Source organism: Bradyrhizobium frederickii (assembly GCF_004570865.1).
GTDB classification, from domain to species: domain Bacteria; phylum Pseudomonadota; class Alphaproteobacteria; order Rhizobiales; family Xanthobacteraceae; genus Bradyrhizobium; species Bradyrhizobium frederickii.
This window is the reverse complement of the sequence record NZ_SPQS01000040.1, coordinates 1-20,306: the sequence shown is the minus strand read 5'-3', so window position 1 is coordinate 20,306 and position 20,306 is coordinate 1. Positions and strand designations below refer to the sequence as shown.

Below are 20,306 nucleotides of genomic sequence, written 5' to 3'. Positions count from 1 at the left end.
CGTCGATCGAAAGTGATCGTGGTGCCATGGGCAGCTAGGATCTCGCCTCTGTAGTGCACAAAATAGGGAAGCCCGCGCTCGCCCTGCTTTCTTGTCTGGATAAAGACACGACTTTCGCAGCGCAGGCACCTAGCTGTTAACCCGTCCTGGCGGCCACGGGCGCCGTCCGTTAGCCGATCCCGAAGGATGCCCCATGTATCTTCGGACAAGGACAGGAGTTCGCGCGCCGACGCCGGGCCGATCGGCGGGGTAAACATGACTGCCTCGATGATGCGCCTTGGTGGGCGGTGCGTGGGAGACTCACTCAGCATTCTCCAAGGATTCCCGGAATGCATGTAACCGCCTGTCTCAGGAGGTCGGTGGTTCGAACCCACCCAACTGTACCAGCGAAATCAATAGCTTATTGTAGTCTTGCGCGAAGCAAATGGCCGTTAGCTACCAAATAGCTGCCGCGGCGACGGAAACACGTGGTGATTCTAAAAGCAGTCATTCGTAGTGACGGGGTCAAAGTTCGAGTGCTATTTGCGACATCACTCAACCTAATGAATTGCTCCCGAGTCCTTGCGTGATTCGCGGTGTGATAACGTCAGTCCCGGCGACCGAGGGCAGGCCAATTCCCCTCGCTGTCGTACCGGCTGATCGCCGCGGCCTGCAAGGCCAGCGTTCGGCCGGTTCGCAATGCGCAATCGGTATCGAGCCAAAGACGTTCATGGATAAGCAAAGGTCTCCACCGGATCGAAGTCCAGGATAGCAAAGGCAATCCACACCAGGCTGTTCTTGAAATCCGGTATCGTAAAATCCGTATTTTGCCACCGATAGGCAAGCAGTCGCGGTATCCAGCTTTGACTTTGACAGTGATCCACGCTGATGAAAGAGGAGCGCCAAAGAACAGAAAGAAGATCGAGCTCACCTCGTCCCCTCTAGAAGCGCGCGTATGCGAGCAGCGATCTTCCGTGCCTCCTCCGCCCCGGGGCGAGTTTCACGCAATCGAGTATGCCTAACACTTCCTGGGCGTCCTCAGCATCAAAAGTCGCGACTTGGCGATCTGCCAGGCTCAAAGACTGATCGGCCGCCGGGGCCTGATTGGCTGCAAGCACCGCAAGCCGCAGCGAGGTGATGTGCCGCTCGAACGTGTGTATCCGTTGGCCGGTAGCACCTTGTAGGGTGGTCGCAAGCGGTGGTAGCCAGCGCGGCCCCAGGCTGGCTACCTTTGCTCGTGAGAGGGTCACATTCTCCAGGCGCCACCAGAAAATGGCGCAGACAAGTAACCAGGGCACCTACCAGAATCGGCCGGTTCATCCTCCTCGACCATTCTCTAAGCTGGTCCGACAGCTTGCATAGATGGGAGACACCCGCATGCCCAAACGCCTGCGCATTCGTTGCATAAACAAGACTGACAGGCGAAACGCACACGAGAGAATCAAAAATGTCGGCGGGGTAAATTCAGACGGAACGCGATGGAAGCTATCCGTTAAGAAGACTATCCGAGACCTCGAAAGCCGCGAGTGGGAGTACTACGTCGAACAATCAGGCGTCACCGTCGAGGTCATCGTCGCCACCGACGGCCGACACAAGTACATCAAGACAACAGTGGACGGAATTCAACCGGACAATCTCCTTTCCCTCCCTGAGTGTCCGTGAAGCTTATCGTATCCTAGATCGCCGGTAGTGCGGGCGCAACTCGGCGCCGTTCGGCCGCGCGGCGTCAGGCGCTGTCCCCGCCACGCCCGCACTACCCTTTGAAGTTAGCGGCAACGTGACTCGGCGCTTGAAAGCCCCCGCGCTTACCCTGGGGGAAGCGCTGTCCCTGCCACATCCGTTAACCCCAAGCGCCCTGTAGCTGCGCTGGCTTACTGAAAGCTGACGAGACCGCGCGGCAATCCATAAAACGAAAAGCGGCCCGCGTGGGCCGCTTGCCGTCGAGAACAACAACTCATTCAAGGGCCCTTTGTCGCTCTCGAAGTGTCTCACCGGCCCGCACGTTTAGAGGCCAGCCAGTCTGCTAACTAAGCCGAGGCGGAACTGCTTCAGCTGGATGCAAAGCATGAGCACGGTGATCGCGTCGGGCACGGGATCAGGCGACGATTGCGAGTTGGTTTCGTTCGTAGCCCACGGGTCGCCCCGTCTCCGAATGGCTCGAAATAGAGTGAGATTGACGGCCTGCCGGCCATTCCCTGCTGAACGCATCCAGCAAGGGCTTTACGTCTGCCTCGTGCGGCAGCTCTCGGGCGCGCAAAGCAATGAGGCCGCCGCGGCGATCATGCAGCGTGCCGCGCGTCCAATGCGCTGTGATCCCTCGCTCAAGCCGCGTTCAGCGCCTGCGCGAGGTCCGCGATCAGATCGGACGGGTTCTCGATCCCGATCGACAGCCGGATGGTGGAATCGAGCACGCCGATCTTTTGGCGAATGTCGGCGGGAACGCCGGAATGGGTCATGGTCGCGGGCAGGCTCGCGAGCGACTCGGTGCCGCCGAGGCTCACCGCCAGCTTGAGGATTTGCAGCGCATTGAGGAATTTCACCGCCGCCTCCTTGCCGCCGACGATGTCGAACGAGAAGGCCGATCCCGCGCCCAGGCATTGCCGCGCGAATACACGGCCCGACGGCGAGGCCTCCTCGTGATGACCGAGATAGTGAACCCTGGCGACCTTGGGGTGGTCGCGCAGATAGCTCGCCACCAGGCGCGCATTCGCATCGGCCTTTTCCATGCGCAGGCTCAGCGTCTCCAATGAGCGGTTGATCATCCAGCACGAATGCGGATCGAGCTGGGTGCCGATGGCGCCGCGCAGCGCCTTGATGCCCTTCATGATCGCCTTCGATCCGAGTGCGGCGCCCGCAATCAGGTCGGAGTGGCCGCCGACATATTTCGTCAGCGAGTACAGCGACAAGTCGGCGCCGTGCTCGATCGGCCGCTGAAACACCGGGCCGAGCAGCGTGTTGTCGCAGGCGATGATCGGAACGTGTCCCTGGGCCTTGCCGATAGAATCGGCGATGCGGCGGATCATCGCAATGTCGACGAGGCCGTTGGTCGGATTGGCCGGGGTCTCGATCAGGATCATCGAAACCCGCCCCCTACCCATCGCCTGCTCCGAGGCCTGCCTGACGGAGGCTTCATCGATGCCGTCGGCAAAGCCGACCGCACCGATCGACAGGCGCGCCAGTGTGTTCGTCAGCAACGTTTCCGTGCCGCCATACAGCGGCTGGGAATGCAGGATCACGTCGCCGGGGCGGACGAAGGCGAGGATCGTGGTCGCGGCCATGCCGGATGAGAACAGCGCGCAGCTCTCGGTGCGCTCGTAGACCGCGAGCCTGTCCTCGACGATTTCGCTGTTGGGGTGGTTGAAGCGCGAATAGACCAGGCCCGCGCCCATGCCTTCCGGCGGCTCGCGCCGGCCCGCGACATAGTCGAAGAAGTCCTGCCCGTCTTCGGCGGTCTTGAACACGAAGGTGGAGGTCAGGAACACCGGAGGCTTGATGGCGCCTTCCGACAATTGCGAATCGTAGCCATAGGTCAGCATCAGGGTTTCCGGATGCAGCATATGGTTGCCGATATGGGTCTTCGACGGGAACGGTTTTACCATGGCTGCCTCGCTGTTCTGATGCTGGCCGCACGTTGCGGGCCGAATCGGTGGTACACCGCGGTGGTCACAAAATCGAGCCTGTATGCAGGTTCGTCAGCACCTGCTCCGGCAGCGGATTTCCAGGCAGTTCTAACTCGGCACCAGCGCTCAACTGCGTCAGTAGGTTCTCGGGTAGGCTGGTTAGCTGGTTGCCGCTAACGGCGAGAGTATGGAGCATAGCGGGGAAGCCCTCCGGCAGACTCGTCAATTGATTGTCGCTGACCTCGAGAACTGGAGCGAATCAGGGAGGACCTCCGGCAGCTTCGGCACTCATTGTAGCTGACGTCGAGAAACTGACGCGCAGGAGGAAGGGCCTCAGGAGGCCCGCTAGTCGGTTATCACTCGCGTTGAGATAAGCGAGCACGGCCGGAAGGGCGGGCAAGTTGCTCAGCTGGTTGTGACTGACGTTGAGCGACCCGAGGGTGGCGGGCAGGCTATCGGGCAGTCTGGTTAGCCGGTTGAAGGAAACGTCGATTTGCCTGAGGTCGGTCGAAAATCTGGGCAGACTGGTCAGGGACAACGATCCGAGATCGAGATGTTGATCTCTCTCGGAGAAATTTAATCGCGTTATGGCTTCTTCTCGATCCTCGAGCGGGCCCACGTCCCGTTCGGCAGCCCAATTTTCAACCGTCTGGTCTTGGTCGTCCTCCGCATGAGCTGAATCTGCCGCGTCATAGCCTGTCAGCACTAGGTCCCACTGCGCCCCGGCCTCGTTTTCCTGCCCCTCTCGTTCGTTCGAAGAGATCCCATCTCAGCGCAGAATCTGCCCTGCCTCAAAAGGATCCATTCCCTACTCCCTTGCCAGGACTGAGTAGACTCAGTTCACTACGATACGTTGTAACCTCTGGAGCACTTACCTGTCGGTGAGCTGACGAAGAAGCTATCGCCAGGTGGCGACGATCGGAGTTGGAAAGGCGGTGATGGTTGCGCCTGCCCCAAGCTGCGCGACCATTTCGGCACGATCATCATATGACAGGGACGTATCCGCGTGGAGGCGCCTGATTTCCTCCTCGCGGTCCCACCGTGCCACGCCGCCTTGGTCTGCGCGGCCGACCCCTGTCGCTGCCTGAACTGTTCGGCTGCCCGCGCCGCACACATCGCGCGCTGGCTCTCGGCGAGGTGTCGACGCTTCAAGTTCAGGCTGATGACGTATCCCAGCGGATCGTTACCATAATAGCGCGTCGGGCAATCGGTGCCGGTCTCGACGGCGGCGCGATAGCGGTTGCGGCCGTCGAGGATCTTTCTCTCGAACACGCTGACCGGTTCGCGCACGCCGTTTTCGCGGATGAGGTCGCACGCTACGATAGCGCGCGCGGCTTAAACCTGCCCGGCGACCTCACAGAACCCTCAAGATTCCCGAGTCCCGATGATTCACGGGTGGTCGGCTCTCGGAGGGCTGACCATGGCGGAGTGGGAAGACGAACCCGAACGCTGGCTGAAGCCGTTGCTGGATCGGTTGGGTCATAAGACCCGGCGGCAGATGTGTCCATTGTACGTTGCGGGATTGATCGGTCCCGGCTACCGCCAAATCGTTCAGCCGATGGCGGAGCGCCTTGCCGCGGGCAACTACGATCAGCTGCACCATTTCATTGCCGACGGTGTCTGGGATGCGACTCCGTTGGAATCTGAACTGTTAAATCAGGCCGACCGGCTTGTCGGCGGCAAGGATGCCGTGCTCGTTATTGACGACACGGCAATGCCGAAGAAGGGCGAACGCTCGGTTGGTGTCGCTCCTCAATATGCGTCCTCTCTTGGCAAAACGGCAAATTGCCAAACGCTGGTGTCGCTGACACTCTCGCGCGGCGCAGTGCCGGTAATGGTCGCGCTGCGTCTCTTTCTGCCTGAGAGTTGGACAGGCAATGTATCTCGTTTGAAGCGTGCTCGCGTGCCGATCGAACACCGAACCGGCACGATCCAAGCCGGAAATTGCTTTGGCCGAGGTTAACCGAGCGATGGCAGCCGACGTGCGCTTTGGATGCGTGCTGGCGGATGCAGGATACGGGCTCAGCGCACCGTTTCGACAAGGGCTAACAGAACGCGGCCTGGTCTGGGCCGTCGGATCCCTCGGCATCTTAAGGTGTATCCGGTTGATGTACAGCTCATTGGCCGATTACCAAAGTCCGCGGGAAGCGAAAGCACCACGTACCAGAAATCTTACCGATTGCGGCAGAACAAATGCTGACCAGAGCCAAATGGAAAAACGTGAGTTGGCGCAGCGGAAAGAAAGGTCGTCTGAGAGCCCGATTTGCTGCTGTCCGTGTCCACACCGCCGACGGCCCTCCGCAGCGGATATGGGATAAAAGGTCAGCAGCATCTCCCGGGCGACGAAGCTTGGCTGATTGGCGAGCACTGCCTCAGGGGAGAAGAAATACTATCTCGCCAACCTTCCAGCGGCGACGGATCTGCGCACACTGGCCACCACCATCAAGGCGCGATGGATTTGTGAGCAGGCGCATCAGCAGTTGAAGAAGGAGCTTGGACTTGATCACTTCGAAGGGCGATCATGGCAAGGTCTTCATCGTCACGCCCTAATGACCATGATTGCCTACGCCTTCCTGCAACATTGTCGCCTCGCACACGCGGGGCGGAAGATTAACGGGCCTCCGCCTCAGCCAACCATGCCCGCCGTATGTCACGCCATGGTCGACCTCATCCTTCGGCCGCCGCCTCAACGCTGCCCGTATTGCCGAAAACAAATCCTTGAAAAACAGTGGCGCAAACACATTCTGCCAAAGTAGTGCTGGAGGTCCCGGCTCATGGCCGGATGGGTGCGGTTCTTGATCTTGAGCCATTCGCGCGTGCGGCTCGCGATGTAGCGGCGATCGCGGCGCTTGGAGATGATGCCCTCAAGGCGGCGGTCGCAGGCCGCGCGAAAGACGTCGGGCTCGATGGCGCCGCTCTCGAAGGGTTCGATGAACATGCCGTCGGGCCGGCCGCGCAGCAGCCGGGCGAGGTTGGTCTTGCGCATCTCCAGGGGCAGCTGCCGCAGATCCTCGCCGCCAAGCGCGAGCAGATCGAAGGCATAGAGCTGCACCTGCCGGCGCGAGTGGAGCGCGTTGAAGTCGGAGACGCCGTCAACGCCGAGCACCACGGCCTCGCCGTTAATGACGAATTCCTGCTCGCGGTTGCGCAGCGCGGCCTTTACGATCCAAGGGGAGCGGTCGGTCCAGTTGTGCCCGTTCCTGGTGATCAGGCGCACGGTGCGGCCATTGAGCTCGAGGCGCAGGCGATAGCCGTCACACTTGATCTCGTGGAACCGGTCGGTGCCGTCGGGGGCGGCCTTGGCGGAAGTGGGCAGGCAGAACGCGAACGCAGGCGGTATGAGAACGAGATAGTCACGCGGCCGCGAATATGCGAATGTCGCGCTTGATTTGAGCGTCGGGATTTCGTCGGTCAGGGACCGATCACAATTGCATTGCCATACCTTGGAATTGCTGTCTGCTGCTCGCTCGCGGTTTGGTTGGTAAGCCTAGTGGTTTAGGACTGGAGCGGAAGCGCCAGCTGAACGCCGATCGCGGCCGAGCTGGCTCTTAACGAAATCCTTCAACGCGGGAGAGGTATCGAGGCTGTCGGCGGCGATGCGGTGCTCGAGCGCGATGTCGTCGGACGCGTCGCGCGACCAGCCTTCGGCCGGGTTGAAGGCGACCACGCGGAGCACCCGGTCATGTTGGCCGGTGAGCAGGTCGTCGACCAGCGTGGCATGGTCGATGCCTTCGTCAGTCTCGCGGAATGCCGCGCCGTCCCGGAACTCCTCGAGGACGACGTAAAAGTCCTTGTCGAGGCGACCGTTCGGAATGATGGACGGCGAGGCCATACGCGAGAACTCCACTGACCGGAGTCCAAGATAGGCAATGTTCGGCGGGAGGCGAATCGGAACCTGCGAATTCCTCCTCGCGTCGCCACGGTGCCAACATGGAGGAACGAGCATGGCAAGGTCGAAAAAGCAGACCTCTCGGGACAATCTCGCGTGTGCTTTTGACGCACATGACTTTGAGATTTCGGCATCCCGCGGGTCACTCAGTTCAGTCAATTTTGAGAACTCATTTTTGTGATGCATTTGGAACGCCATGTCGTGTGAAGCGATAGTCTCAGCTTACGTACGCTTAAGGAACCAGCAGGCGCTCGAAGATATGAGAGATATTCGGCACGAACTGCTGCAGTCCATGTCCCGCCCTGCAGCCAAGTACGTTCACGATGATCTCCGACTGATCGAAGATGGGCTGGAACAGCTCCGCCAGCTGCATATCAGCGCTCCTTTTGAGCGTGCTCGGCCTCCACGGCGCGGAGCAGGGCGGCAAGGCTGGGATTAGCGGGCCGATCCGTCGGCTTGCCGCGCCAGCTGAACAGCAACACGGCGCTGTTGTGCTGGCGCAGAACGTGGCCGGCGCCACTACCGAAATACTTGCTCATGGCGCTTCATGGCCGACCTCCAGAACAATAGGAACGTCCCCGTCCGGGACACTCATCCGGAAATGGACCAGTCGGAGCTGGCGAAGCTTGATTCGGCGGGGGTGAGCAGCTTCACACTTCTTGGTTTTCAGGTGGGTTGGAATAGGCTGACAGCTGCACAGGTCGGGAGCCTTCCATGGGAACAGAGCTCACTGTCCGGCATGCCAGGCTGCCTCGGCGTCGGGAGCACGAGCTCCGGGCTGCGCAGTACATCCGGATGTCGACGGATCGGCAGCAATATTCAATCGCAAACCAGATGGCTGTCATCGCCGGCTACGCAGCCGAGCATCGGCTCACGATCGTGCGCACTTATATTGACGAGGGCATCAGCGGATTGAGGATCAACAACCGACTGGGGCTCATCGGTTTGATCAACGACGTTCAGTCGGGTGCCGCCGATTTCGGGAATGTGTTGGTGCGGGACGTCAGTCGCTCGGGTCGATTTCAGGACACAGACGAGAGTGCATATTACGAGTTCATCCGCAAGTTGGCCGGTGTGAAGGTGCTCTATTGCGCCGAGGTCTTCGGGAACGACGGAAGCCCGATGTCGGGCCTCTGGAAGAACATGAAGCGCCTGATGGCAGCGGAGGACAGCCGGAATCAATCGGCGAAGGTTTTGCGGGGCAGAGCCCCATTGCAGGGCTCGGCTATTGGGTGGACGGTCAGCCCGGTTTCGCGCTGCGCGGAGAGCTGATCGACACAACCGGCAAGTCGCGGGGATTTCTCGAACATGGCCAGCAAAAGGCCTTGCAGACTGACTGGGACTTGCTGCGGGCCGGGCCACCCGATGAAATAGCGATCGTGCGATGGATATTCGAAAGCTTCGTCGGCGGAAAAGAGGACTGCTATCGCGCGCGAGCTGAGCGCGAGAGGCGTTGCCAACCATCGCGTCGTTCCGTGGAATCTTCAGATGATTGGTCGCATCCTTCGCAACGAGAATTACACGGGCAACACTGTCTACTTCCGGACATCGAACTACTTGCGAGGGCGCCGTGTGATCAACGCCAAGGCCAAGTTGATACGAGCGTTTGACGCACTTGAGCAGATTGTGTCGCGGAACGTCTTTGATGCCGCACAATGGATTATTGAGCGACAAATACGGCAACGGCTGTCCTCGGATGAGCTGCTTAAGAGACTGCGCGTTCTTCAGCACCGGCTCGGCACACATTCTCTCTCAACGCGATCAGTCGAGCAAAGGGAGCCCCAGCGCGGACCTGTACGAGCGGAGGTTCGGTAGCCTTCGCAACGCCTATGCGGTGATCGGATACGTACCTCCAGTTGACTACAGTTACCTTGAGACGCGCGGCGAGCGCATCAGTCTCATCAAGGATCTCGCCGCTGAGATCGCTACGGCCGTGCCGAATGTGAATCCCGATCTCATTGCGGAGCAGGCCGGGGGCTGCCTGGCCGTCAACGATGGGTCTTTCATATCGTTGCGTGTAGTACGGTCCTGGCAGCACTCCCAGAGGCACTGTTCCGCCTGGACGCTGCGGCGCGGCTCAAAAACCCGTCCGAGTATCGCCGTCTTGGTCAGGTTGGATGAGCAGAACAAACGCCCTCTAGACTATATTGTGGCGCCGACCGATAGCCTTCCAGAGCGGCCTCTGATCAGACCGAGGCGGTCGTGAGAAAACGGTATCGTTGTCATTCGGCCCTTTAATTGCGGTTTGTTGTCAAGCTTACATTTCTGAACTCGCCCATGGCACGGTGGTAGCGTCCGCGCCGTCGGAGCTGGTCGGGGTTGCGGAGACGGCGCGGGCGCGGCTGATACATGCTCTGCTGGCCAGGCATTGGATCGTACGGGCTGGTTGATGTCTTCGCTGGGGTCATGGTCCCTTCCGAGGTCGCGCAGCGCCTCATGATGATGTCCGGGTCGGACGCCTCAACGTCTGCAGCGGAGTACAGTCAAGCCGCCACCAGCCGAATGAACGAGGTCGCCACAACACCGTCCCAGCGGGATATCGCCAGTCCGGCAGACCGGACCAGGAACTTTACAAAATCGGATCAGGCTTCCTTCGCGCGGCCCCAGTCGAACGATGTGCCGTCGACCCAGATGCAGTGCAAAACGACGGCGATCTTGCGCGCGATGGCGACGTTCGCCTTCCTCACGCCAATCCTCTTGGCGAGCTTTATTCCCGAGGCCTTGAGGGACGACCATTTCTTCGTTCGATAAAGCAGGACGGTCGCGGCCTCAAACAGGTAAGTTCGGAGAAGACGGTCGCCCCATCGTGATATTTTGCCATTGATGTCAGTTTCGCCAGATTGGTTGCGCCGAGGTGTAAGACCCAGATAGGCGCCAGCGCTCGATGCAGATCGGAAGCGCGATGGGTTGTCGATCGTGTGGCGGAAGGTCAAGGCGGTCACCACGCCAACACCAGGAACCGTCATCAGGCGGCGCGTCGTCTCATCCGACTTTGCCAACTGGCGGACTTCGTTGTCGAAGTTGCTTTGCTGCTTGCAGATCTGTTCATGGATCGACAGAAGCGGCGCGATCACCCCGAGGAGCTGATGATCTTTGCCCAATAGCTCGCAGACCTGATTGCGAAACTGCAGTCCGATCGCGCGTGGCAACAGCAAACCGTATTCTTTGATGAGGCTGCGGACCTGGTTCTCGATATCTCGACGTATGGCCACGAGCCGAGATCTCGCGACGAGTATAGCGCGGATCTTCTGACTTTCCTCGCTCTTGACTTTGACTTCTCGATACCAGCCGACCCGCACCAGTTCGGCCAAACCTCGAGCACCATTCTGATCGCTCTTGTTCATGCGCAGGGACAAAGCCGCGTGGGCATGACGCGCGTCGATTCAGACCACCGGAAGATCAACTCTACGAAGTTCATGCCATAGTCGCCATCGCCCCGGTCTCAAATCCGATGCGCTCCGCCTGTGGCGCCCGCTTGCGAAGCAGTGCCGTGAGCGCCCCCGGGTCGGACTTGGCCTTTCCCTCGAACAAGACCTGACCTACTTCGTCGACCACACACACTGATGTTTCTTTTTGCGAGACATCCAGCCCAACATATTGCTTTATGGCCTCATCCGATTCGTGAGATTGCGGGAAGGCTTAAGATAGCGGACCTTTCGAGCCGCGGGCGCCCGACCGCAATTACGTCATCGTCTGCAATATTGCCCCCCGTATTGCCTCACTTGCAGATGTTACCCGGGTGGCGCCGTGGCCGATGACGATCCGAGGTCGACTGATGCGCGCCAAGTAGTTTTCCCCGCTTGCTCGGCGAGAGGGGCTGTGGGCGGGTCGGGCCTTACATAGCCCGAGCCGTCCACAACCCCGGGCAACGGGGCCACAGTCGCGGCGTCGCCAAGCAGCTTCTCCGCGACCAACTGCCTAGCAGTCATCCGTCGAAGCCCCCTCAGCAGACGCTGCACAATAGAATGCTGTCTCGGCCCGAACTCCTCAGGGCATTTATCACTCAGCCGGCCGACAATGGCGAGCGCAGTTAGCTGCGGCTCTTCAGCGAGCCAACCCTCGATCACAGCAATATGCGGGTCGAGCTTGGACGGCTTATAGAGCCGACGGGGGCGACGGTGCGTGGCACGCGGCTCGCCGGCAGTCACCGTCTTGCCGAGCGTCTTCGCGAACGTTGCCGCGGTCGCTGGCAGGGTGCTAGTGTGAGCGGGTTGCAGGCCGCGCGCCTGTCCGGCACGACGATCGACGCGATTGCCGAGTTCCTCTTGGGTTGCGCGAATCTCCGCCAACAGCGCGACCGGATCGAGCGAGCGATGCTGATCGCGTAGCCGTTTCTTCACGGCCGCGGTCACCTTGGGATGCGCCAATGCACGCTTATAGGGCGTCGATGGGAGATGATAGCGCTTGATCACTTTAGCCCCTTCGCGGCGCTTCTCCTTCAGCTTGAACGACGGCTGGGAGAAGTTGACGTAGAGCCGTGCCGCCGCATAGAGGCGGCCCATCATACGCGCCGTCTCGACGCCATCGAAGCGGCCATAGCCCATGAGGCGGCGGACGACGGCACCATTCTTCTGATCGACAAATGCCTGGTCGTTCTTATAGGCGCGCGAGCGAGTGACTTCGAGCTTCTGTTCGCGACATCAAGGCACGACGACATCGTTCATGAAGGCGCTGTCGTTGTCGAAGTCCAGGCCGCGCAACAGCCAGGGGAACAGGCTCTGTGCGTGGTTGATCGCCTCGACGACCAGCGAACCTTCTCGCGTCACCAACGGCAGACACTCCGTCCAGCCCGTGGCGACATCGACCATCGTCAAGGTCTGGATGAACGAGCCAGCCACCGACGTGCCGCCATGGGCGACCATGTCGACCTCGCAGAAGCCAGGCGGCGCGCTGTGCCAGTCATTGAACGTGCGGATTGGGACCTCGCGCCGGATTGCCGAATCGAATCCGGCACGGCGCCGCCTGCCGCCGCTCGCTGCGACCTTCACGTCCACGAGCAGGCGGTCGATGGTTGCTGGGCTGATCGAGAGAACACAGTCACGATCCGCCTGGCCAAGCTGCAATCGGCCATGTCGCTCAAGGGCCGGCAGCAAGGTCGTGATCATCACCTTGAGCCGCTTGCCGCATACTCGATCCGACGCCTCCCTTAGCGCCGTCAGCGCGTCCTTGATCGTCGCGCCATATCTGCGTCTCCGCTTTCTTGTTGCCTCGACCTCGCCCGGTCCAACCGTCTCGCGTCGCCGGAGCGCGCGCACCGCATGCTTGCGATGCCAGTCCGTCGTCGCGCACAGCTCGTCGAGAATCTGCCCCTTTTCCGCTCGTTTGGCCAACCGGTAACGCTCCGTTACCGCCGACACCACCTCGCGCCGCGCGCCCATGCTGATCTTTCCCGCTATAGACGCCACCGAACCAATTCGATGGCACCGACCCATCATCGGCGAGAAGTTGTCCAGTAACATTCTGGATGCGGCAATGCGCCCCTACAGGGTTGGTCTGTTGCGCTGCCTGCTTCGTAACAAAGCAGGTGGTGGAGGATGCTGGTCGTGGAGACGATTGCGCGGATTCGGCGCGAGCACTTCATCAAGGGCAAGACGATCAAGGAGATCGCACGTGACCTGAAGGTGTCACGGAACACGGTCCGGAAGGTTCTGAGGTCGGGAGAGACCTCCTTCGAGTATGAGCGGCAAGTGCAGCCGCGGCCCAAGCTCGGACGATGGGCAGTAAAACTCGACGGATTGCTGGCGGCGAACGCGGCTAAATCGGCTCGTGAACAGCTGACGTTGATCCGGATCTTCGAAGAGCTGCGCGGCCGCGGCTATGACGGCGGTTACGATGCGGTGCGCCGCTACGCCAAGCGGTGGAGCAGGGAACGCGGGCAATCGACCGCGGCCGCTTATGTCCAGCTGAGCTTTGCCCCAGGCGAAGCCTACCAGTTCGACTGGAGCCACGAGGTGGTCTTGCTGGGCGGCACCGCGGTCATGGTGAAGGCTGCCCATGTCCGGCTCTGTCACAGCCGCATGCTGTTCGTGCGGGCCTATCCGCGGGAGACGCAGGAGATGGTGTTCGACGCCCACGACCGGGCGTTCGCCCTGTTCAAACGCACCTGCATCCGCGGCATCTACGACAACATGAAGACCGCCGTAGAGACGATCTTCGTCGGTAAAGGGCGTCTCTACAATCGCCGCTTCCTGCAGATGTGCAGCCACTATCTGGTCGATCCGGTCGCCTGCACACCAGCGTCGGGCTGGGAGAAGGGGCAGGTGGAGAACCAAGTCGGGCTGGTCAGGGAACGCTTCTTCACGCCGCGGCTGCGGTTCAAAACCCTCGACGAGTTAAACGCCTGGCTGCTCGACAAATGCATCGCCTACGCCAAGGCTCATCGCCACCCGGAGCTGGTCGATCAGACGATCTGGGAGGTGTTCGAAGCCGAACGCCCCAAACTCGTTCTCTATGCCGGCCGCTTCGACGGCTTCCATGCGGTGACGGCATCGGTTTCGAAGCCCTGCCTGGTGCGCTTCGACAACAACAAGTACTCGGTCGAAGCCAGCGCAGTCGGACGACCGGTCGAGGTTCAAGCCTATGCCGATCGCATCGTGATCCGACAGGATGGACGCATCGTCGCCGAGCACCCACGATCCTTTGGCCGCGGCGATACCGTCTACGACCCGTGGCATTATGTGCCGGTGCTCGCCCGCAAACCCGGCGCCTTGCGCAACGGTGCTCCCTTCGAGGACTGGGTGCTGCCCGCCGCGATCGAGCGGATCCGGCGCAAGCTTGCCAGCACCGACGACGGCAATCGTCAGATGGTCGACATCCTCAACGCGGTGCTGACTGACGGTCTGCCCGCGGTGGAAGCGGCCTGTGCCGAAGCGCTCAGTCACAGCGTCCATTCCGCCGATGTCGTGCTCAATATCCTGGCCCGTCGACGTGATACGGGGAGGTCAGCTCGCCGTTCGCGTCGGCCTGATCGTTTTGCAAGACCGATAGGCTGAATTACTGACAGGTTGAGCGGCGTTAAGTCGCTCAGTCTAGCCTATCAATTTAGGTAGGCCACTCGCGGCGGCTTTCTCGCTAAAACCGCACTTCAGCCCCCGTGGGTAAGGGTTCACGGGAAAGCTGGGTGTGGGTTAGCCTTTTGATCCCAGGGCTAACTTCACGGGGCAGTGCGGATGCGGCAGGGATAGCGCCTCTATCCAAGGCCCCCCAGCCGATAAGGGCGCCGAGTCGCATCCGCGCGGCTTTTGAGCCGACGAGGAAGGCGTATGCTCAAGGACAAATCATGGCACCAAAAGCTAAGCCTTTAAGGCATTTGCGCGCGCGGAAACGGAACCCGACAGCGCGGGACCTTGCTGAAGCGGTCCATTTCGCGACGCGCGTATCCTACAAAAGGTGGCCGACAACGGGCGTGTGGTTTGAGATAAGAGACCGGATGGTCAGAACAGCCGATGGGCAATTCTATCTTATCGAAGATCATCCCATTAAGCTTGGCGGCCATGAAGTCGCACGGCCTTACAGTCTAGCGGGCGTCTTTGCTTGGCTGCAGGATTGCCCGGAGCAGATTGCACGCACTGTTGTTATAGGCCGCCCGGCTTGAACGGCCCACACGGGTCGCATTTCGTTTGGTCGATGGGCGCGCAGTCTCGTCAGCTTTTGGTAAGCTAGCACGGATACAGAGCCGCTGTGGTTAACGGGCCGTGGCAGGGACAGCGCAATGGCACCAGAACGGTCGGCGCCGAGTCACGTCGCCGCTAACTCAATTTGGCAGTGCGGATGCGGCAGGATAATGCCTGATCATGCCCCCAGGCCGTCAGGCGCAGAGCCGCGTTCGCACTGCTTCCGGCTCACGGGCTAAGCCCGTTATGACGGTTATGCCCATTCTGCGAGCGATACGCTCCCGGTCGGCTTCTTCCGCTGCTTTGAGGCTGGCCAGCGCTTTTCCTCTGTGTATGCGTGGGCGATAAGCGCCGAGTCACGTGGCCGCTAACTTCAAATGGTAGTGCGGGCGTGGCAGGGGTAGCGCCTGACGCGCGCAGCCGAACGGTGCCGAATCGCGCCCAAGTGTGGACGATCCAAACGGCGGTGATCACCAGAGGTGAGGACCCTCGGGGAGTGTAAGTCACCGCACGCGCTGCCACTCGCTAATCTTCTCCGGTATGCCCAGGTTTGATGGGTCTCCGGCCGAAGGCCAAGAGCATGTTCCGTTCGCCAAGTCTCGGCCGCTGACGCTGGCGAAGCATAATGCCCCAATGTCTCACCACGAAACGTGACCGCAAAAGCCTTCCCAGTCGGAACGATCTGAGCCACCCCCTGCTTGAGTTTTGTAGAACCACTTCACCATCTGCAACCTTCCATAGAACGTGTAGTGGTTCACGTCGGAATGTACCTCGATGGCGCGAGGGCGCTCGCACTACCTTACATTCTCGTCCCCACTAATTTTGATAGGTGTTCCGCATGCTTCTCAGCAATATAGGATGCTGGCGTCCAGAGAATTTCAGCCTCTCGGGAGCAAAGGTGGCCAGCCTCAGTCTTCGAGGACGGGCTGGCCACCATCGCTTGCGAAGCGTACCTACGGGTAGCACAGGCCAGTGGATGCACATTTTTGAGCGGTACATCGCGTCCCTGCGGTCGCAAGCGTTTGAGGGGCGGCCACCTCTGCACCGGCAATAGCAATCCGGAAGTTTCCCCGATCAAACTGCCACAGCTACCGCTCAGTCGCAGCACCTGCAGCGCGTCTTCGGCCTACCTGTTCCGACGGCCGCAGTGGTCGCTGAGCTTGCCTTCGTCGGAGGCGAGCGAAGAGCAAGGTCGCCCATCAGATCGCCACGGCGGCTGCCGGCGGCGTTGTTGGCGCAAGCATCGCACGCGAACGCACTGACGGCACCGCCCGCTGGCAGGTCACCGCAGCCGTTGGTCGACGCAATCGGCAACTGCGTCGTCAAATTCCACAGGGCAGAATCGCGAAAAAAAATAATCAGCGATTGTGCCGTAAGGACAAAGCGCCAAGCCGTGCAATATGTCCCGGTGAACAACGGAGACGTTCATGGCCGGCAAGACCTCGCAGATCGCCAAGCTGGAAGCCAAAGGTCTGGAAACGCCCAGTGAACTTGCCGCGGTCGAGGCCGCGTTCGCCAGCGCCGTCCACTCAATGGAAGCGCCGCCGATCGAGTTGTCTGACGACCAGATCGGTGACCTCGTCGGCATCAAGAATTTAGCTGAAGTTCGCTTGGTGAAAGCTCGTGCGGCTCACCGGCGAGCCGACCATGCTTTGACGGAAGCAAAGACTGCTGCCGCCGAAAAGGAGCGGAAAGACAATTTGACGCGCGTCCACTCGCTCGGCGCGGCTGCTCAGAAACAGATGCAGGAAGCCGTCACCACTGCGATCAAGCAGCTCCGCGCTGCGATGCGCGCGATGGCCGAAGCCGAGATTGAGTCGCGAAATTCTGAACCGGCAACTTCCGGACGATCAGCAGATCCACAGCTTCCAAGTCGCAATCATGGACATGCCCGGCGTGCCGCGGAAAGAACTTTCCCGAGTGCGCGAGCTACCCTGGCTGCGGCCTGGTGGCCGGCCCTATGACCCCGAGTATGCGGCCAAGATCAAAGTCAATCCGAACGGCTCCGCCGATCTCTCACATGGTGGTCAAACGACGAACATCACCAGCCGGCGCTATTTCGATCGCGTCACTTACGCCGATTGGATCGGTCGTAGCGGTGTGTCGTCGCTTGCATCCGCGCTCGCCTTGCCCGGCTTGAAGGGTGCCCCTGCTGGTTGGACTCCGATGCGCTACGTCTCGCCGCAGGCTGTTCTGACGGTACTCGACCGCGTCGAGGGTTACGTGCACAGCGACCTCGCTCGGAAATCAAAGTCGAGCTGGAACCTATCTCTAGATCTTCGAAAACGCAGAACAGCTCAAAGCTTGGTAAGCCGAGAACAAGCCCGCGACCGACAAGGCTGCGTGATCCGACGCGAACAGAAGGACAGGACTCAAACCATGAACCTGTCCGCCAATGAAATCTATGCCCGCACAAAGGCAGCAGCACAGGCGCTGGCCTCAGCTACGACCGTGCATTCGATGTCGGCCCGGGCGAAATCACCGGCTCGCTCTGAACAGCATGTCGAGACCGCCTCAGAAATCTACACCCGTCGGCGCGCTGAAACCCGGCAGCGCGGGCCTGTATACTTGAGATGCAAGTCACGGCTTAGGCCTGAGGCATGGTGCGGGCGCGCGCCGATGCCTTACGGCCTGAGTGCGGGGTTTGTGCTGATGAGTGAGTGTTTTCTCCGCTGCTCTCACTCCGGAGACCAGCGCCGGCCCAATTCCCGCCGCCGAGCGTTTTGACCGGACGCTCGGCGGCGACACAGAGGAGCTTGGTCGGATGGCTACACTCACGACGATAGCACGCCGCAGCAAGATCATGGCTAGCGTGTTCGTCACACGCGAGATCAGTGCGCTCGCCAAGCACCTCTCCAATACCGATCATGTCTCGACTGATGCTGCCATTGCCTGCCTCAACGAGGTCGGCAGGAGGTCGAAGGGTCACTCGACGTTCATTTTGGAGCGGGATCCTAGCTAGGCGGGGCATGCTTCGATGACCGGCAATTCGACGCCCTCAGACGACCGCACCAAGGCGATCCTGAGCTCGCCCTTGGCCTCAGGTCAAGAGCCGCTCGCCGCTCATCTAGCCGCCGAGACGGAACTCTCTGGAGGCGGCTCTCCAGATCATGGCCATCTCGGCGCGTAACAGACCTGCAGTCGATCCGAGGGCAATGGGAAGATCTTTCGCCAGTGAAATCGCGGGTCCTTTTTCGGCGTCAGAACCAGTGCGGGGCAACTTTGCGCTCGACTTCGCTAGAGGCAGACCTTCAAATCCGTGCACCAGACACGACGTAGGCACCATGCACCATGATGGCACCCGTCAATCCGAGCGAGCCTCCGTTCGACGAGCATGACCCGATTGAGGTCGGCGAGGCGTTGATCTGTCTTGGCCTGGATATCCTTGAGCAAGAGCTGGAGCGCCGCCGGGAGGCCGGGATCATATCTGCGAGGGACAAACGCCATGGCCAAGGGTAAGAGCGAGGATTGCGCAAACCAAGCGCCTCAGTTCGCGCGTGACCGATAGCTCGCAATCTTGCGAGTGAGCTGCCAAAGCTCGACCCTATTGGTCTCGGCTAATTGCTGTGCTCGCTGCTTAGCCCTTTCCTCATCGGCGCAAATCAGTCTTGCGGAGTGCACAATATTCCCGTCAGGCCCGAACAAGTACACCATGAACCCCTCGATCGAAGGGCTTCCAGTCACGCGCCGTCCGTGATTTTGAAGGTTATTGCTTGGTCCGATGGCGCTGCGTGCATGTCTTTGCTGGAGGTCGTCGCCTCTCATGCTTATCTGCTCGCGACCAACGGCCGCCGTATTGCCCGGTTGCAAGCCTGCATGGACATCGCCCGGATCATCCTATTCCCCGCCGGTTGCGCTCGACGATAGCTATAATCAATTCTTCGGTGGCGATCAGAGCCAGGTCCATTTTTTCCTCAACAATGGTCGACGTATCTCGACGAATACTGTCCAGGTGGTTCAGGGTCATCTCTTTGAAACTATGGGCTAGGCGCTCCTCGGCATCGTCGCGCGCATAGTCTACAATAGTATCCAAGTGGGCGACGATTTCAGTCCGTTGCTCGGTCGGTTTTGGACCGTCAAGCAACGTTACCGCTCGAATAAAGGACTCCTCTATAGGAATCATATCAGGTTTCCTTTGTTGCTGGATTGGAAGCCGCAGTAGCTCGCGCCGGTGCTGCAGATTCAGCGAGGCCCGACACGCAAAGGCAACTCCTCAGAAAAGGAGTTGATGTTGCGAAATTTGAGGGGCAACCATCTTCGGCATTGATCGGTATGCGGCGGGGGGCGAGGCAATGCCTCTATCAAAGCGGGGGGCTGTCCTAATTAGGACATCCGCGATGGCAGATTAGGACACTTGCGCGGCTTCGATGATTGAACACCGCATTCTTGCGGACTCCACATTACACCGGGAATCAGTAGTAATAAGGCGGCCGGGACTGGCATTTCAGCACGATCAACATTGCAACCGGCAAGAGGCTACCGAGAGGCGGCCTCTTTTGATTCCAGATAGGAACGCCGCTTTGCTTCCTAGCTTGCGGATTCCGGGGATGGCGATCAGGTGTTCCAGGCGGTGGTGATCACGGATTCCAGTGATCGCGATCAGTTTGGAGACGAACACGACTGACGGGCTTATGTGTGCCGGAAATTGTCTCTGGTCAAGGCTGGCGGGTTGGTTCGGAGATCGTTCCGGCGGTCCATAGGAGGGCCCCGTGCGGGGCGCGGAGTGCCCCCCGAGCGACGTAGCGACGCGCACGAGGAGGGGCCTGTGGGCCGGCGGGGCGATCGTGCGCGAGGTGCTTACGGTTTTTTCTTTTCGCCAGCCTGACGCCTTAGACTGTCGCCTCTTGAGTTCGAGGCGGTGCGCATTGTGAATGATGCGGTCCAATATCGCATCGCCGAGGGTGGGATCGCCGAACACGTCAGAGTACCCCTATTCTTGAGCGGGTCGTGTCTCACGTCACGATCACCGACCCGCATCATTTTCTGTTTGGGCACCGGCTTGAGGTGCTCAAGGAGCGGTCGGGGCGCGGTCCTGCCTACGTCGTTGTTGCGCTGCCGGACGGCCGGCCGCGGGCGGTTCGGATCGCGTCGACGGATCTTGCCGAGACGCCGATCACGCCCCACCCGAACGCCGCCGATCTGCCGCGCATCAGTGCACGTACGCTGATCCCATTGATGCAACATTTGAGCGCGAGTCTGGGCCTT

18 protein-coding genes and 4 pseudogenes are annotated in these 20,306 nt (G+C 60.4%); 11 read left to right on the top strand and 11 right to left on the bottom strand.

All coding sequences use genetic code 11. The features are described from left to right. Positions 1–1,356: 1,356 nt before the first annotated feature. Entirely contained in the window at positions 1,357–1,641 is a 285-nt protein-coding gene (locus tag E4K64_RS36520; protein WP_235884911.1) for a DUF3892 domain-containing protein, read from the top strand. Between the two features lie 659 nt (positions 1,642–2,300). Here E4K64_RS36520 and E4K64_RS36515 read toward each other — a convergent pair. Together E4K64_RS36515 and E4K64_RS36510 are read right to left on the bottom strand one after the other, a co-directional pair. Further along, positions 2,301–3,578: a cystathionine gamma-synthase family protein gene (locus E4K64_RS36515; RefSeq protein WP_126261828.1), complete on the bottom strand. Its 1,278-nt coding sequence runs from the start codon at positions 3,576–3,578 to the stop codon at positions 2,301–2,303. Positions 3,579–4,442: 864 nt separating this feature from the next. Next, positions 4,443–4,889, bottom strand: a complete 447-nt coding sequence (locus tag E4K64_RS36510) for a ParB N-terminal domain-containing protein (RefSeq protein ID WP_126261827.1) — start codon at positions 4,887–4,889, stop codon at positions 4,443–4,445. Positions 4,890–5,019: 130 nt separating this feature from the next. Here E4K64_RS36510 and E4K64_RS41985 point away from each other — a divergent pair, with 130 nt between their 5' ends. Genes E4K64_RS41985 through E4K64_RS41975 form a run of 3 tightly spaced genes read left to right on the top strand, consistent with a single transcriptional unit; the run spans position 5,020 to position 6,355 of the window. Next, positions 5,020–5,562 (top strand): IS701 family transposase, encoded by a 543-nt coding sequence (locus E4K64_RS41985; RefSeq protein WP_430642566.1) that lies wholly within the window; start codon positions 5,020–5,022, stop codon positions 5,560–5,562. A 7-nt stretch (positions 5,563–5,569) separates the two neighbouring features. Next, complete coding sequence (locus E4K64_RS41980) at positions 5,570–5,917, top strand: transposase (RefSeq protein ID WP_430642565.1); 348 nt, start codon at positions 5,570–5,572, stop codon at positions 5,915–5,917. Positions 5,918–5,956: 39 nt separating this feature from the next. Then, positions 5,957–6,355 carry a transposase gene (locus tag E4K64_RS41975; RefSeq protein ID WP_430642564.1) on the top strand — a complete coding sequence of 133 codons (399 nt, stop codon included), beginning with the start codon at positions 5,957–5,959 and terminating at the stop codon, positions 6,353–6,355. Here E4K64_RS41975 and E4K64_RS36500 read toward each other — a convergent pair. From E4K64_RS36500 to E4K64_RS40740, 4 genes are all read right to left on the bottom strand, one after another. After that, on the bottom strand, positions 6,286–6,915 hold the full coding sequence (locus E4K64_RS36500) for an ATP-dependent DNA ligase (protein ID WP_235884913.1): 630 nt from the start codon (positions 6,913–6,915) through the stop codon (positions 6,286–6,288). The genes E4K64_RS41975 and E4K64_RS36500 overlap by 70 nt on opposite strands. Before the next feature lie 171 nt (positions 6,916–7,086). After that, entirely contained in the window at positions 7,087–7,431 is a 345-nt protein-coding gene (locus E4K64_RS36495; RefSeq protein ID WP_235884910.1) for a hypothetical protein, read from the bottom strand. Positions 7,432–7,720: 289 nt separating this feature from the next. Next, positions 7,721–7,861 (bottom strand): hypothetical protein, encoded by a 141-nt coding sequence (locus E4K64_RS40745; protein ID WP_164719104.1) that lies wholly within the window; start codon positions 7,859–7,861, stop codon positions 7,721–7,723. Between the two features lies 1 nt (position 7,862). Beyond that, positions 7,863–8,027 (bottom strand): hypothetical protein, encoded by a 165-nt coding sequence (locus tag E4K64_RS40740; protein ID WP_164719103.1) that lies wholly within the window; start codon positions 8,025–8,027, stop codon positions 7,863–7,865. 175 nt (positions 8,028–8,202) lie between these two features. On the opposite strand from E4K64_RS40740, the gene E4K64_RS36490 reads away from it, so the two are divergent. Both E4K64_RS36490 and E4K64_RS41970 read left to right on the top strand, forming a co-directional pair. Further along, positions 8,203–8,760, top strand: a complete 558-nt coding sequence (locus E4K64_RS36490; RefSeq protein ID WP_126261825.1) for a recombinase family protein — start codon at positions 8,203–8,205, stop codon at positions 8,758–8,760. A gap of 141 nt (positions 8,761–8,901) precedes the next feature. Then, positions 8,902–9,303 (top strand): annotated as a pseudogene (locus tag E4K64_RS41970) (recombinase family protein); the annotation flags it as partial. Between the two features lie 767 nt (positions 9,304–10,070). Here the strand turns inward: E4K64_RS41970 and E4K64_RS36480 are convergent. The 3 genes and pseudogenes from E4K64_RS36480 to E4K64_RS36470 form a co-directional block, all read right to left on the bottom strand. After that, positions 10,071–11,094, bottom strand: a pseudogene (locus tag E4K64_RS36480) (IS110 family RNA-guided transposase). Between the two features lie 125 nt (positions 11,095–11,219). Further along, positions 11,220–11,993, bottom strand: coding sequence for a hypothetical protein (locus E4K64_RS36475; RefSeq protein WP_135167511.1), 774 nt, complete (start codon positions 11,991–11,993; stop codon positions 11,220–11,222). 135 nt (positions 11,994–12,128) lie between these two features. Next, entirely contained in the window at positions 12,129–12,866 is a 738-nt protein-coding gene (locus E4K64_RS36470) for a hypothetical protein (RefSeq protein WP_135167510.1), read from the bottom strand. Between the two features lie 156 nt (positions 12,867–13,022). Here E4K64_RS36470 and istA point away from each other — a divergent pair. The 4 genes and pseudogenes from istA to E4K64_RS36450 form a co-directional block, all read left to right on the top strand. Further along, positions 13,023–14,420: pseudogene (gene istA, locus E4K64_RS36465) on the top strand (IS21 family transposase); the annotation flags it as partial. Positions 14,421–16,528: 2,108 nt separating this feature from the next. Continuing rightward, the gene (locus E4K64_RS36460) at positions 16,529–17,065 is read left to right on the top strand and encodes a hypothetical protein (RefSeq protein ID WP_126261822.1); all 537 of its coding nucleotides are present in this window, start codon (positions 16,529–16,531) and stop codon (positions 17,063–17,065) included. Beyond that, on the top strand, positions 16,983–17,828 hold the full coding sequence (locus E4K64_RS36455; protein ID WP_164719101.1) for a hypothetical protein: 846 nt from the start codon (positions 16,983–16,985) through the stop codon (positions 17,826–17,828). Before E4K64_RS36460 ends, E4K64_RS36455 begins: the two co-directional genes overlap by 83 nt. Before the next feature lie 37 nt (positions 17,829–17,865). Next, on the top strand, positions 17,866–18,063 hold the full coding sequence (locus E4K64_RS36450) for a hypothetical protein (RefSeq protein WP_126261820.1): 198 nt from the start codon (positions 17,866–17,868) through the stop codon (positions 18,061–18,063). A gap of 870 nt (positions 18,064–18,933) precedes the next feature. Here the strand turns inward: E4K64_RS36450 and E4K64_RS36440 are convergent. Next, positions 18,934–19,224, bottom strand: a complete 291-nt coding sequence (locus tag E4K64_RS36440; protein ID WP_126261818.1) for a hypothetical protein — start codon at positions 19,222–19,224, stop codon at positions 18,934–18,936. 674 nt (positions 19,225–19,898) lie between these two features. Beyond that, positions 19,899–20,019: pseudogene (locus E4K64_RS41410) on the bottom strand (ATP-binding protein); the annotation flags it as partial. A gap of 29 nt (positions 20,020–20,048) precedes the next feature. On the opposite strand from E4K64_RS41410, the gene E4K64_RS36430 reads away from it, so the two are divergent. Next, positions 20,049–20,306: hypothetical protein (locus E4K64_RS36430; RefSeq protein ID WP_135167509.1), on the top strand; the 258-nt coding region annotated here is incomplete at its 3' end.

Excerpts from the sequence above, each read along its gene's own strand:
- E4K64_RS36460 (WP_126261822.1), top strand. The coding sequence starts at position 16,529 with ATGGCCGGCAAGACCTCGCAGATCGCCAAGCTGGAAGCCAAAGGTCTG.
- E4K64_RS36490 (WP_126261825.1), top strand. The coding sequence starts at position 8,203 with ATGGGAACAGAGCTCACTGTCCGGCATGCCAGGCTGCCTCGGCGTCGG.
- E4K64_RS36470 (WP_135167510.1), bottom strand. The coding sequence starts at position 12,866 with ATGGGCGCGCGGCGCGAGGTGGTGTCGGCGGTAACGGAGCGTTACCGG.
- E4K64_RS40745 (WP_164719104.1), bottom strand. The coding sequence starts at position 7,861 with ATGCAGCTGGCGGAGCTGTTCCAGCCCATCTTCGATCAGTCGGAGATC.
- E4K64_RS36455 (WP_164719101.1), top strand. The coding sequence starts at position 16,983 with ATGGACATGCCCGGCGTGCCGCGGAAAGAACTTTCCCGAGTGCGCGAG.
- E4K64_RS36495 (WP_235884910.1), bottom strand. The coding sequence starts at position 7,431 with ATGGCCTCGCCGTCCATCATTCCGAACGGTCGCCTCGACAAGGACTTT.
- E4K64_RS36440 (WP_126261818.1), bottom strand. The coding sequence starts at position 19,224 with ATGATTCCTATAGAGGAGTCCTTTATTCGAGCGGTAACGTTGCTTGAC.
- E4K64_RS36475 (WP_135167511.1), bottom strand. The coding sequence starts at position 11,993 with ATGATGGGCCGCCTCTATGCGGCGGCACGGCTCTACGTCAACTTCTCC.
- E4K64_RS36520 (WP_235884911.1), top strand. The coding sequence starts at position 1,357 with ATGCCCAAACGCCTGCGCATTCGTTGCATAAACAAGACTGACAGGCGA.
- E4K64_RS41980 (WP_430642565.1), top strand. The coding sequence starts at position 5,570 with ATGGCAGCCGACGTGCGCTTTGGATGCGTGCTGGCGGATGCAGGATAC.
- E4K64_RS36515 (WP_126261828.1), bottom strand. The coding sequence starts at position 3,578 with ATGGTAAAACCGTTCCCGTCGAAGACCCATATCGGCAACCATATGCTG.
- E4K64_RS40740 (WP_164719103.1), bottom strand. The coding sequence starts at position 8,027 with ATGAGCAAGTATTTCGGTAGTGGCGCCGGCCACGTTCTGCGCCAGCAC.
- E4K64_RS36450 (WP_126261820.1), top strand. The coding sequence starts at position 17,866 with ATGGCTACACTCACGACGATAGCACGCCGCAGCAAGATCATGGCTAGC.
- E4K64_RS41985 (WP_430642566.1), top strand. The coding sequence starts at position 5,020 with ATGGCGGAGTGGGAAGACGAACCCGAACGCTGGCTGAAGCCGTTGCTG.